Raw genomic sequence first — 12118 nt, 5'->3', positions numbered from 1 at the left:
GCGATAGCATCCGCGCCTTTTACCCCGACCCGATCATGACCCTTCTTGCCAAACCCGAACTGCTCGCCCCTGCCGGCACCCTGAAGAACATGCGCTACGCCTTTGCCTACGGCGCCGACGCGGTGTATGCCGGCCAACCGCGCTACAGCTTGCGCGTGCGCAACAACGAATTCGACCACGCCAACCTCGCCCTCGGCATCCAGGAAGCCCAGGCCCAGGGCAAGCGTTTTTATGTGGTGGTCAACATCGCCCCGCACAACGCCAAGCTCAAGACCTTCCTCAAGGACCTGGCGCCGGTGATCGAGATGGCCCCCGACGCCTTGATCATGTCCGACCCGGGGCTGATCATGCTGGTGCGCCAGCACTTCCCACAGATGCCGGTCCACTTGTCGGTCCAGGCCAACACGGTTAACTGGGCCAGCGTCGAGTTCTGGCGCAGCCAGGGACTGACCCGGGTGATCCTGTCCCGTGAATTGTCGCTGGAAGAGATCGAGGAGATCCGCCAGCACGTGCCGGGCATGGAACTGGAGGTGTTTGTCCATGGCGCCCTGTGCATGGCCTACTCCGGTCGTTGCCTGCTGTCGGGCTACCTCAACCGCCGCGACGCCAACCAGGGCAGTTGCACCAATGCCTGCCGCTGGAAATACAGCGCCACCGCGGCCACCGAAGACGCCAGCGGCGATATCGTCCGTGAAGTGCAACCGACACTGGGCGTGGGGGCACCGACCGACCAGGTGTTCCTGCTCCAGGAGAGCAACCGCCCGGATGAAGACATGCCGGCGTTTGAAGATGAGCACGGCACCTACATCATGAATGCCAAGGACCTACGGGCCGTGCAGCATGTGGAGCGGCTGACTCGCATGGGCGTGCATTCGCTGAAAATCGAGGGCCGGACCAAATCGCACTTCTACTGTGCTCGCACCACCCAGGCCTATCGCCAGGCGATCGACGACGCGGTGGCCGGTCGTGCGTTCGACCGCAGCCTGATGCTCAACCTCGAATCCCTGGCCCAACGCGGTTATACCGAAGGCTTCCTGCGGCGCCACGTGCATGATGAATACCAGAACTACCAGCGTGGTAATTCGGTGTCGGAGCGCCAGCAGTTTGTCGGTGAGCTGACCGGTGAACGTGTCGAGGGCCTGGCCGAAGTGCGGGTGAAGAACCGCTTTGCCCTGGGCGATCACCTGGAGCTGATGACGCCGCGTGGCAACTATCACTTCGACCTGCATCAGTTGCGTGATCGCCAGGGAGCTGCAATTGAAGTGGCACCGGGAGATGGACACACCGTCTATCTGCCGATCCCGGAGCAGGTGGACCTGGCGTTTGGCTTGCTGCTCAAAGAACTGATTCAGTAAGCAAGCCCTGGTAGCCGCTGGCGACAGCCTGAGATCGGCCGCGCAGCGCGCCGAACCTCAGGACTCACGGACACTCCTGCACCAACGTACAGCCAATAAATTTACGGGATCGACCGCTCAGATTCGTCTTTACCTGAGTGGCCCGATAATTTTTTTTGCCAGGCACTGCAGTTTTTCCACGCTCGTTCGTCTTATAGGGTGTAGGGAACAATTTTCAAAGACCTGGACTGGCCACGAAAAGGAGTATTCACATGTACAACCAGCAGCAGTCGCTGATCGCCGAAAGACCCAAGCTCAAGGCTCGGCAAGCCTTGGCAAACACCACGAGCGGCGGCGACACCGAGCGTCACGGCAACGAACACATTCGCGAGCTGCTGCGCTCATATGGGCTGCGCACCAGCCTGATCCGCCTCAAAGTCATCGATGCCTTGCACATGGCTGACAGGAACGGTCGCAGCATCGGTGTGCGCGGTGTACATAGCCAGCTCGAACAGCTGGATATCCCGCTGTCCTTCCTCAGTGTGCGCGAAGTGCTCAAGCGCTTGTGCACCGAAGGCGTGATCAGCATGGGCAGCGACAAGTGCTACAGCCTCAACGCCGAGGCTCGCAACATACTCGAGCACACCCGCTCACGTTGAGTGAATGGCCGGCGAACGCCGGCCATGCAAATTACCTCAAGGCTTGACCTTGCGGCGCATGATGCCGTTGACCACCACCACGGCAATGGCTACACCAATGGCAATGTACTGGAACACTTGCTCACTGATCGTTCCCTGCTTCTGCAGGTAGGAAAGGCCGAGCATGATCCCCAGCACCAACAGGGAGATCAGGATGGAGTATTTCAGGCGTTGACCTTGAGTCATTGATTAATCCTTGCGACATCGGGGTGAAGGCCCTGGTCGGGCCGTGCGCATCATACAACGCAGCCGGACAATTTCCTTCTTTTGCAGGCACCTTGCAGCTGAAACCATGGCGTCCCGAGCTTTTCCCCAGATAAACGGACGAACGCCATGCTCACGTGCCGCCTACTCAGCAGCTTCGCCCTGCTGGCCTGTCTCAACGCCCACGCAGTGCCCACTGCTGCGCTCTCACCTGAACAACGTCACGCCCTGGGCAGGCAATTGGCCAATGCGGCCGGTGCCAGCCAATGGCAACAGCTGTGGCACCGCTCGCGCCTGGCAGGGCACTTCGACAGCCAGCCGACGACAGCCTATTTCACCCTGCCCCAGACCTTGCTCCCCAACGCAGCGAGCCTGACGTTGAGCGATCCGAGCGAGACCAGCGCCATAAACCGGACCCAAGTGCTGTATCGCCGCGAGTTCCGCTCACAATCGATAGGCAACCAGGCCGAACGCACGCTAAACGCCCTCTGCGTCCTGGTCGACTGGCGCACCCTGCCTGAACATGCGCTGGCTCGACCTGCGCCGTACCTGGGACAGGTCAGCTTGCTGCTGGCGCGCCCGTGCTGATGTTCATGGGTTGTCCAACCTGGCCACCGCTGCCAGCGCGCAACAACGGCAGAACAAGGGCTCGTGGGGAATGGTGTGTCGTTTTCCCATTTGAACGGCTCATGAGACCTACAAACCCCATACACAAACCCTACCCATCGTGCCCTGCTTGCAGCCTGTTGCGACCCGCCCGGATGGTCAACCATGGTGGCGCCCACTCACTCCCCAGAAGGAACTCATCATGGAGCTACAGGACCTGGAACGCATCGACATCCACCAACTGCCCCACTCACTGCAAATGCTCGTCCAATGCCTGGGCATCGAGCATGCCTACAACCTGACCTGCGCCTACGGGGGGCGGCCCAAATACATCCCCAAGCACCGCGAGCGCACCACGTTGGCCGAGGTAATGCCTCCGGCGGCCCTGGACGCCTTGATCAAGCACTATGCCGGCATGGCCCTGGAAATCCCCAAGGTCGACCACTTTCTTCGACAACTGCGCAATCAACAGATCCAGCGCGAAAGCGCCGATGGCCTGTCACGCAGCATGTTGGCCAACAAATACGGCTTGAGCCTGCGCCAGATCGGCAACATCCGACGGCTGGAAGCGTGTGCGCCGCACGGCCTTTCGACCTGATCTGCCTGAACAGAAGCACTCGCTTACCCGCACACTGACGTGCATCGACGACAAGGAAAAGCTCCATGGCCAACCTCGATAACAGCTTGATCGGCTCGGTACTGAACGCACTGCCGCTGGACCGAATGATCTCCGGCCCCTTGCAGGCAATGATTCAAGCCCAGACCTCAGCCAGCAAATCATACGCAGACTTCCTCATGGGTGTGTGCATCCAGGACGGCAAGGCTGTTTCCATCCAGTTCGACTACGACGAGACCATGACCGACGAACAAGGGGTCTATCAGGGTACGGTCTCGAAAAAGATGCAGATCCCTCTGATCGCAGCGGTGACCCACCCCAACATCGTCATTGAAGAAGGCAGCATCGAGTTTGAACTGACGATCAGCCAGCAAGCCGAGAGCGCCAGCGAAACAGGCGGCACGGCACGCTTTGGCGCGTCACTGGGGTGGGGGCCGTTCAAGCTCGATGTAAAAGGCCAGATCAGCCACAAATCCAGCCAGACGCGCAAGACCGATACCCGGGCCCGCTATGCGTTCAACACCAAGGTCCGCCGCCAGGACCCACCGGAAGCTTTGCAGCGGGTAATCGACTTGCTCACTGACGCTGCGACCAAGCCGATCATGTTGCCGAACACAGCGGTCGAGAACATCGGGAGGTTGCCCACCGACAATGCCTTGCCAATGCCCGATCAAGCCAACAATCCAAGCTCGAACGCCTGAGTCGCGCATCGGCAGCCTGGCTGGAATTGCTGTCAACCCAGCCCCTTGGCCACAAGGGGCTTACTCTCAATGCCTATGGAGAGCGAAATCGTGGACGATCGCCCATCGAACAATGTACCGATCATTGCCAGCGACCTGTGCGACATCACCCGTGGCCTTCAGGAGGCCGCTGCGGCCACCAACACCCTGATTGCCCAGCAGTACATCAAGCTGTTCGACCAGTTCTTCGATTACGACGCCGAAGCACTGGGTTCGCCAATGAAAGCCAAAATGGTCGAAGTGGCCATGGATGAACAGCACCGGATGCAAATCCCCCTGATTGCCCTGGTTTCACCCCGGGGGCTGGCACTGGAGCGAATGCAGGTCGATCTGTCGGTCAAGATCCTAAACACCGACAACGCCGAAGCGGCGCAAGGCCTGAATCGTGAACGCTTCTTCGTGACCCTGGGCGGGCAGAGCAAGCGCAGTGGCGAAGGGCGCGATCCCGACGAAGTCCAGATCCGCATGCAGTTCCAGGCCTGCGAGCCCCCCGAGGCCCTCAACCGGCTCATCGAAGAATATACCCACCTGATCTCGCCCCGACGCCACTGCGAGCCTGCGCAAGGTCCCGCCGACAGCAACGAGTTCATCGAAGCGGCGACCGTGCGCTAGCCCCCCACGTCAGAAGTCGCGCTTGTAGAAAATATCCAGCGAGCTTGCCAGGCCGCTGGCCGCCTCCAGGTAAACCTTCTTGCTCAACTTGTAACGCAAGGCAACCGTGTTGACCGGCTCGAACACCCCGACCCCGTAGCGCAAGCTCAATCGCTCGGTCAGGTTGCCACTCGCCACAACGCTGGTGCTGGTACCACTGCCTTGGGTGTCGAGCTGGAAATCGTCGATGCCCAGGCTCGAGGCCAGGCTGCCAGTGATCCCCGCGCTGCCGGCCAGGCCGAGCCCCAGCGCTGCTTCGGCCAGCATGTTGTTGTCTTCACCGGTGGTGCCCAGGGGGCGCCCCAGTACCAGGTAGGACAACGCCTGCTCCTGGCTCATGGCCGGCTCGGAAAACACCTGGGTGGTCGGCTGTTCGGCACTGCCGCTCAGGCGAATACCAGCGATCACGTCATCGGTCTGGCGGATGGCTTCGATATCCAGATAAGGCATGTCGATCGGCCCGGCAAACAGCAGGCGCGCGCGGCGAATGGTCAAGCGTTGGCCATAGGCGCGATAGCGACCATCGGCCAGGCTCAGTTCGCCGCGCGTGTCGAGGTTGTCGCCAATATGCACATGCCCCAGCAGGTTGGCCGTCAGGCCAAAGCCCGAGAACGACAGCTTGTCCTGGCCGACTTCTACGTCGATGTCCATGGCGACTGCCATGGGTGCCTTGCCCTCTTCGGTCTGGCGGCCAACGATCACCGTATCGTCGGAGACCTTGACCGTCGAAGGCGGCAGCTCGCGCACGGTGATCTTGCCCTTGGGCACCAGCACTTTACCCGTCACTGCCAACTTGTCGCCCTGCACGCTGATCTTCAGGTCGGGCGCAATCTCCAGCGCGGCATAGGGTTCGACGTTGACAGGCAGGCGCTGCCCCTGCAACTGCAGGTCGACCGCCAGGGCCTGACCCCAGCCAACCTGTCCGCGCAAGCTACCCTCACCCGCTTCCCCGCTTTTCCAGGCGCCATTGAGCTGTACCTGTTCACCGGCGATCAAGGCCTGAATATTCAAGTTCTCCAGGCTGATCGGCAGTTCCGCGCCACTGACCTCCCCCCCGCTCAGGGTCAAGCTGCCGTTGACCTGCGGCACCAGCAAGGTGCCTGATAACTGTCCATTACCGTTCAACTGCCCGGCCAGGCGCTCGACCATGGGTGCGAACGGCCGGGCAATGGCCAGGTCCAGGCCGGTCAGGCGGAAATTGCCGGTCAGCGGTTTATTCCGGGCGACCGGGTCAAGCCGCGTCACCAGGGCAAGTTCGCCCAGGCGCTCGCCGCGAAAATCCAGGCGGGTGTCGACGCGGCGTGGTGCCAAGGTGCTTTCCAGACGCAAGGTCTGGTAGGGGAAGTCGAGCCACTGGCCTTTCTCCCGCAGTCGCAACGTACCGCCACTGGCATCGACCACCAGGGTGCCCTTGGGACCGCTGGCTGGCAGGTCCAGATTGACGTCGGCGTTGAGCAGGCCCTGCCAGGCAAAATCCTTGGGCAACCATTGAGCCAGGCTTTGCAACGGGAACTGCTTGAGGTGATAGCGCAGGCGCGGCTCCGGCGCCAGCCGCTGGTCTTCGCCGCAGAGGCTGGCCTGCCCCGAGCGCCAGCAGTGGGCACCGAAGTCCAGTTGACCACTGGCCAGGCGCTGCAGTTTCGCCGGAGCTTCCAGGCGCCAGTCCTGTCCGCCTGCCTGAATCTGGCCGCTGGCCAGGCGGCCCCGCCAGTTGCCCTTGTCCAGCGTGCCATCAAGGCCCAGGTCGAGCTTGAGCCGCGGCCCGTTCAAGGCAAGTTCCAACTGTTGCTGGCGAATGTTGCCCTGGCCTTTGGCGGTGAGCATGCCCAGGTTGGTGTCGCCCAGGCGAATGCTGCCGGCCTGCAGGTCGATCACCGCCCGCTGGGCACTGTCCAGTCGGGCATCCAGCGCAAGGCGCTGTACATGGTTGTCGGCGTGCGCCAGTTGCTGGCCCTGCAAAACCAGAGCACCTTGCGGGGCCTCCAGGGTACCGGCGACTTCCAGTTTGCCCTTGAGCTGGCCTTGCAATTGCGGCCAGAGCTGGCCCAGGCGCGGCAGATTGAGGTCCAGCTGGCCTGCCAGGCGCTGCTGCAGGCTACCGCTGCCGTTGATGTGGTTGTCGCCCAGGCGGATATCGAGCGTCCCCAGGGTCCAGTTCTTTCCGGCCCCGGTGGCAACGGCCTTGAACACCGCCGGCTGACCGCGTAGTCGCCCCTTGAGGTCGAGGTCGGCATCGAGGCTGAGCTCACCGTTGTTCATTTGCCCTTTGCTGCGCAGCGGCCCGGCCAGTGTGCCCGGCAGCTCGGCCAGCCAGTAGGCTGGGTTCAACGCCGACAGCTCAAGGGCCGCATCCCAGGCCAGGGTATCGGCAAATTGCACGCTGACGCTGCCGGCCAGCTTGCCTTGCCCGGCCGTGAGGGCCAGTTGGGGCAAGGCAATCTGCCCGAGGTCACCCTTGAACGGGCTGCTCAGGCTGAACGCACCCGCTGGCCCATCCAGGTCGCCATTGAATTGGCCCTGATAGTTGCCGTCGCGGTACTGCACCTGGCCATTGAACCGGCGCAAGGTTACTTGGGGCGCCTGCTCCAGCGGGTACAGCCGCAGCCACGGGAAGTCCAGCCAATCGACCGTTGCCTCGGCGCTCAGGCCTGCCTGCCAATCGGCGCTGGCGGTGAGCTTGAGGCGCTGCTCGGCACTGGCGGTCAGGTCCAGCGCACTGAGCTGGGCGCCCTTGGCGTCGACCTTGCCTTGCAGGCTCAGCGCCACCGGGCCTTGCTCGGCCGGCAGGCTGGCTGTTCCTAGCAATTGATAGCCGCGCTGCAGGTCGCCCTTGGCACTGAGGTCAAGGTTGTTCAATTGCAAAGTGTCGGGCAGGTCGGCGCCGGGCTTGAAGGCCTCGGCCTTGATCTGCACCTCAGCCGGCAGATGCTCGGCCAGGGCTTGGAGCTGTCCGCTCAGGCGCGCATTCAGGTAACCGCTGCTGTCGGCAGAAAGCTTGAGGGTTTTCTGCAAGTCACCCTTGACCTGCAAGGCCAATTGCCAGTCCTGGCCGTCGACCTTGGGCAATTGCAACTGCCCCTGGGCCTGCAACGGCCAGTCGCCCTCCGGCTTGAGCAGCCCCTGAAGGTTCAGGTGCAGATCGTCGCGCTGCAGTTGCAGGCTGTCGATCCTGAGCCCTTCGAGGGTCCAGTGTGCCGCCAGCTGCAGCTGGCTCAACTGTTCGTTGCCATCCAGACGCAGATGGCCGATGCGAACGTCACCCAGCTCGATCGCCAGCGGCAACTTCAGCGCAGGCAATTGCAGCGGACCACTGTCGGGAGTCGGCTCACCGGGGGCGAATGCCAGGTTGACCTGCTCGGCCTGCAAGCGCTCGATGCACAAGGTCATGCGCAACAGGCAAGCCGGCGACCAGTCGAACACCGGCGCTACCAGCTCGACCCGATCAGCGCCCTGCTCCCACACCACGCGATCCGCTTGCCACTGGCCAGCCAGACGACCTTCAAATGCCTCAAGCTGCAAACCCGGCACCATCCCGAGCGCCCAGCGGCTGCCGGCCTGGGTGCCCAGCAACAGGCCTACGGCAAGCACCGCCAGCAGCACCAGCGCCAGCACGCCGAGAAGAACAGTTTTGATAACGCGACTCACAGTTCTGGCCCCATGGAGAAGTGCAGACGGAAACCGCCGTCGTCATCCAGCGCATGGGCCAGATCCAGACGCAGCGGCCCTACCGGAGACACCCAGCGCACACCGATACCGACACCGGTCTTGAGGCTGGGGAATTCCAGATCGTTGAATGAATTGCCCTGGTCGACAAAGGTCGCCACCCGCCATTTTTCAGCCACGGCGTACTGGTACTCGGCACTGCCGGCCACCATATAGCGGCCACCGATACGGTCGCCATCGGAGTTCTTCGGTGACAGGCTCTGGTAGTCATAACCCCGAACGCTCTGGTCGCCACCGGCGAAGAAACGTAGCGAAGGGGGTATCGAGCTCTGATAATCATTGGTGGCACTGCCGCCGAACTGCACACGGCCCAGGAAACGATGATTCTGCCAAAGCGTCGTCAGCCCCTTGAGCACTACGCTGCCATGCAGCAGGTTGGTATCGGACACCAACCCTTCCTTGGCCGCCTGCACATCGAACTGCAGGCGATAGCCGTTGTGCGGATCGATACGGTTGTCACTGCGCAGGTAGGAATAGCTCGCCCCTGGCATCAGCAATGTGCTCAACCCCGAGTCATCACCCAGGCGATATTCCTCGTGCTGGAACTTGAGCGACAGCACCTGCTGCCAACCGCTGGGCAGCTTGCTGTGCCATTCCGGGCCGACGGTGAGCAATTTACTCTCCGTGTCGGTGCCGGAAATTTCTTCGTTCTGGTAGCCACCGGCAAAGCGCAGCTTGTCGGTCAGGGGCGGATCGAGCGGGATGTCATAGAACAGCCCGACGTTCTGGCGCGGCGCCGAGAGTTCGGTTTCCCAGCCATAGCTGTGGCCTTGCGGGTTGACCCAGTGACGGGTCCAGTTGGCTTTTCCGCGCGGACCGACGTCGGTAGAGAACCCCAGGCCCAGGCCCATGGTCCTGGGCTTTCGGGTTTGTAGCTGGACGGCCACCGGAATGTTGTGGTCAACGGCGGCCGTGGGTGCGGCATCCACACGCACGCCCTCAAAGTAGCCGCTCGATTGCAGGGCGTTGTTGAGTTCAGCGATCAGTTCGGAATCGTAGGGCGTGTCGGCCTTGAAGGGCACCATGCGTTGCAGGAGGGCTTCATCGAAGGGTGTGTCGCCGGCAAAACTGACCTTGCCCAGGCGATAGCGCGGGCCACTTTCGTAGATGAGCTCGATATCGGCCACGCCCGCCATCGGGTCGACCGACAGGCGCTGGCGTACAAAGTGTCCGCTGAAGAAACCATAGCGCGATGCCTGGTTCTGGATCAGGCGCTTGGCATCTTCGTAGTGACCGTGGTTAAGCACCTCGCCTGAGCGCAGCGCCTTGCTGTTGGGGATACGAAAGGCCTTGAGTTCGCTGGCCGGGCCGTCGATGCGGATGGTCACATCGCGCAAGTGCACGGGTTCGCCCGGATCGATGGTCAAGATCAGTTGTGGGTGGTCGTCAGCCTTGGCTGGCGGTTTGACCTCACTGTCGATCTGCGCCTGATAGTAGCCCAGTGCCTGAGCAGCCTTGCGCGCCTGCTCGATGGCCCCGCGGCTGAAGCGCAGCAGCGCCTCTTCATCGCGTTTACCAAGGCTGCCGATATAGCCTTCGACATTGGCCTTGAGTTCGTTGTTGGCAGGCTTGACTCGAACCACCAGCTCGCTTTGTGCGTACACGGCAAAGCTGGCAACCCATATCATCAAACCGCAGGTGAATCGTCCTGAATACGTCATAGGCGCGGATGCTACCAGAGCTTGGCGCCTGCATGGAGCCCAAGGCTCTCCAGCCTGTTATACAGGCACTGCCGCTGCCTGTCGGGAGGACTGCGGTCTGGGGTGGAAGAACACGTGCTCACGGACAGGCCCAACGGCAATTTCGCCGATCTCCTGATAACCCTGGCGTTGATAGAACGCCAGGTAGTGGGGGTTTCCGGTGTCCAGCACCACACCCTCGGAATGCTCGTCTTCGGCGCACCAGTCATGGACGGCCTGCAGCAGTTGTTCACCGTAGTGCTTGCCCTGGAACTGCGGGTGTATGCCCAGCAGCGGCAACACATGCACCGTGTCGCCTGGCAGGCAGGCCATCAGGGCAGCCTGGTAATCCAAGTAGCGCCGGGTGCAGCGAAACCCGGTACTGAGCACCATGCGCATCCGCCAGGCCCAGCTTTCAGTGATGCCCAGGCGCCGCTGCGGTGGTGCGATCAGGGCAATGCCGATCAGGCGGTCATCCACCAGCAGCCCCAATGCCGGCAGGTCCTGGAGAAAATGCTGTTTGACCAGCTCACGCACCGTGGCCCGGATGCGCTGATCGTAGCCGGGGCGCTGGGCCTCGAACAGGAAGCTGAACGTCGGTTCATGACGATAGGCGTGATACAGCAGAGAACGCGCCTCGCGGCTGTAGCCGCCATCGAGCAGGCGGATCTGGGCCGGGACGGCAGTCGATTCGGACATGCTGGGAAACCTCTGCAAATGGGCATTCATTGCCTTTGAGGTGAACGTTGCGCCGACGTTCACCCCGAGCACCACGGTAGCAGCCTATGGGGTGGCGCGCCACGCTGGCCGCAGGCGCCGATGTCGGCTAGCATCCTGGGTTTTACCAGGATTGTGTTTCCCATGAAGATCGTCTCGTTCAACATCAATGGCCTGCGCGCCCGGCCCCATCAATTGGCGGCGTTGATCGAAAAGCACCAGCCTGACGTGATCGGCCTGCAGGAAACCAAGGTCAGCGACGAACAATTCCCGCTGGCCGACGTCCAGGCCCTGGGCTACCACGTACACTTCCACGGCCAGAAAGGCCACTACGGTGTCGCCCTGCTCTCGCGCCAGGCGCCTCTGAGCCTGCACAAGGGCTTTGCCAGCGATGAAGAAGAGGCCCAGCGCCGCTTTATCTGGGGCACCTTCGCCGATGCCGACGGTACGCCGATCACCATCATGAACGGCTATTTCCCCCAGGGCGAAAGCCGCGACCACCCCACCAAGTTCCCGGCCAAGCAGCGCTTCTACAGCGACCTGCAGACCCTGCTCGAAAGCCAGTTCAAGAACGACGACCCCCTGGTGGTGATGGGCGATGTGAACATCTCGCCCGAAGACTGCGACATCGGCATTGGCGCCGACAATGCCAAGCGCTGGCTCAAGACGGGCAAATGCAGCTTTTTGCCCGAAGAGCGCGAATGGATGGCCCGCCTGAAGAACTGGGGCCTGGTCGACAGCTTCCGCCACCTGCACCCGGAAGTGGCCGACCGCTTCAGTTGGTTCGACTACCGCAGCCGTGGTTTTGAAGACGAACCCAAACGTGGCCTGCGCATCGACCTGATCCTGGCATCCCAGGGCCTGCTGTCGCGGATCAAGGCGGCGGGGGTCGACTACGACCTGCGCGGCATGGAAAAGCCCTCGGATCACGCGCCGATCTGGCTGGAGCTTGCATAACCTGCAGGAACGGGCCTCCCCCGCGACGGCGATATTGAAGGCCACATCGCGGGGCTATACCTACCTGGCGACAGCTATGCAGCCGATCACAGCCTCGTTCCTCGGCAGCGGCTACCGGCTGCAAGCCGAGCCTGCGTAGCCGCTGGCGATAGCCTGCGATCGGCCGCGCAGCGGTCGCGGCTCCATACAGTCG

The 12118-nt window shown here is 62.2% G+C and carries 11 protein-coding genes; 7 read left to right on the top strand and 4 right to left on the bottom strand.

Annotation, left to right across the window (positions count from 1 at the left end; genetic code table 11):
• Window positions 1-32: 32 nt before the first annotated feature.
• Together trhP and H621_RS0115155 are read left to right on the top strand one after the other, a co-directional pair.
• The gene (gene trhP, locus H621_RS0115160; protein WP_371919745.1) at window positions 33-1355 is read left to right on the top strand and encodes a prephenate-dependent tRNA uridine(34) hydroxylase TrhP; all 1323 of its coding nucleotides are present in this window, start codon (window positions 33-35) and stop codon (window positions 1353-1355) included.
• Window positions 1356-1606: 251 nt separating this feature from the next.
• Window positions 1607-1993, top strand: coding sequence for a fe2+ zn2+ uptake regulation protein (locus H621_RS0115155; RefSeq protein WP_028944225.1), 387 nt, complete (start codon window positions 1607-1609; stop codon window positions 1991-1993).
• A gap of 36 nt (window positions 1994-2029) precedes the next feature.
• On the opposite strand, the gene H621_RS0115150 is transcribed toward H621_RS0115155, so the two are convergent.
• On the bottom strand, window positions 2030-2218 hold the full coding sequence (locus tag H621_RS0115150; RefSeq protein ID WP_028944224.1) for a hypothetical protein: 189 nt from the start codon (window positions 2216-2218) through the stop codon (window positions 2030-2032).
• Between the two features lie 147 nt (window positions 2219-2365).
• Between H621_RS0115150 and H621_RS0115145 the strand changes: the two genes are divergently transcribed.
• From H621_RS0115145 to H621_RS0115130, 4 genes are all read left to right on the top strand, one after another.
• A complete protein-coding gene (locus tag H621_RS0115145; RefSeq protein WP_028944223.1) occupies window positions 2366-2824 on the top strand; it encodes a hypothetical protein in 459 nt (152 codons plus the stop codon).
• A gap of 220 nt (window positions 2825-3044) precedes the next feature.
• The gene (locus H621_RS0115140; protein ID WP_028944222.1) at window positions 3045-3440 is read left to right on the top strand and encodes a Mor transcription activator family protein; all 396 of its coding nucleotides are present in this window, start codon (window positions 3045-3047) and stop codon (window positions 3438-3440) included.
• Window positions 3441-3505: 65 nt separating this feature from the next.
• Window positions 3506-4159: a DUF2589 domain-containing protein gene (locus tag H621_RS0115135; protein WP_028944221.1), complete on the top strand. Its 654-nt coding sequence runs from the start codon at window positions 3506-3508 to the stop codon at window positions 4157-4159.
• Between the two features lie 75 nt (window positions 4160-4234).
• A complete protein-coding gene (locus tag H621_RS0115130) occupies window positions 4235-4810 on the top strand; it encodes a DUF2589 domain-containing protein (protein WP_051270550.1) in 576 nt (191 codons plus the stop codon).
• A 9-nt stretch (window positions 4811-4819) separates the two neighbouring features.
• On the opposite strand, the gene H621_RS0115125 is transcribed toward H621_RS0115130, so the two are convergent.
• From H621_RS0115125 to H621_RS0115115, 3 genes are read right to left on the bottom strand one after another with little or no spacing between them, the layout of a single operon-like run.
• A complete protein-coding gene (locus tag H621_RS0115125; protein ID WP_028944219.1) occupies window positions 4820-8494 on the bottom strand; it encodes a translocation/assembly module TamB domain-containing protein in 3675 nt (1224 codons plus the stop codon).
• Window positions 8491-10233, bottom strand: a complete 1743-nt coding sequence (locus H621_RS0115120) for an autotransporter assembly complex protein TamA (RefSeq protein WP_028944218.1) — start codon at window positions 10231-10233, stop codon at window positions 8491-8493. Before H621_RS0115120 ends, H621_RS0115125 begins: the two co-directional genes overlap by 4 nt.
• Window positions 10234-10290: 57 nt before the next feature.
• Complete coding sequence (locus H621_RS0115115) at window positions 10291-10950, bottom strand: GNAT family N-acetyltransferase (protein ID WP_028944217.1); 660 nt, start codon at window positions 10948-10950, stop codon at window positions 10291-10293.
• A 162-nt stretch (window positions 10951-11112) separates the two neighbouring features.
• Between H621_RS0115115 and xthA the strand changes: the two genes are divergently transcribed.
• A complete protein-coding gene (gene xthA, locus H621_RS0115110) occupies window positions 11113-11925 on the top strand; it encodes an exodeoxyribonuclease III (RefSeq protein WP_028944216.1) in 813 nt (270 codons plus the stop codon).
• Window positions 11926-12118: the final 193 nt, after the last annotated feature.

The organism is Pseudomonas vranovensis DSM 16006 (assembly GCF_000425805.1).
Lineage (GTDB): Bacteria > Pseudomonadota > Gammaproteobacteria > Pseudomonadales > Pseudomonadaceae > Aquipseudomonas > Aquipseudomonas vranovensis.
The sequence above is the reverse complement of the archived record's forward strand: the minus strand, read 5'-3'. Positions and strand labels throughout refer to the sequence as shown.

Bases quoted from the DNA above. Each gene is read 5' to 3' on its own strand.
- H621_RS0115135 (WP_028944221.1), top strand. From the start codon at position 3,506: ATGGCCAACCTCGATAACAGCTTGATCGGCTCGGTACTGAACGCACTG.
- H621_RS0115140 (WP_028944222.1), top strand. From the start codon at position 3,045: ATGGAGCTACAGGACCTGGAACGCATCGACATCCACCAACTGCCCCAC.
- xthA (WP_028944216.1), top strand. From the start codon at position 11,113: ATGAAGATCGTCTCGTTCAACATCAATGGCCTGCGCGCCCGGCCCCAT.
- H621_RS0115145 (WP_028944223.1), top strand. From the start codon at position 2,366: ATGCTCACGTGCCGCCTACTCAGCAGCTTCGCCCTGCTGGCCTGTCTC.
- H621_RS0115120 (WP_028944218.1), bottom strand. From the start codon at position 10,233: ATGACGTATTCAGGACGATTCACCTGCGGTTTGATGATATGGGTTGCC.
- H621_RS0115155 (WP_028944225.1), top strand. From the start codon at position 1,607: ATGTACAACCAGCAGCAGTCGCTGATCGCCGAAAGACCCAAGCTCAAG.
- H621_RS0115130 (WP_051270550.1), top strand. From the start codon at position 4,235: ATGGAGAGCGAAATCGTGGACGATCGCCCATCGAACAATGTACCGATC.
- H621_RS0115150 (WP_028944224.1), bottom strand. From the start codon at position 2,218: ATGACTCAAGGTCAACGCCTGAAATACTCCATCCTGATCTCCCTGTTG.
- H621_RS0115115 (WP_028944217.1), bottom strand. From the start codon at position 10,950: ATGTCCGAATCGACTGCCGTCCCGGCCCAGATCCGCCTGCTCGATGGC.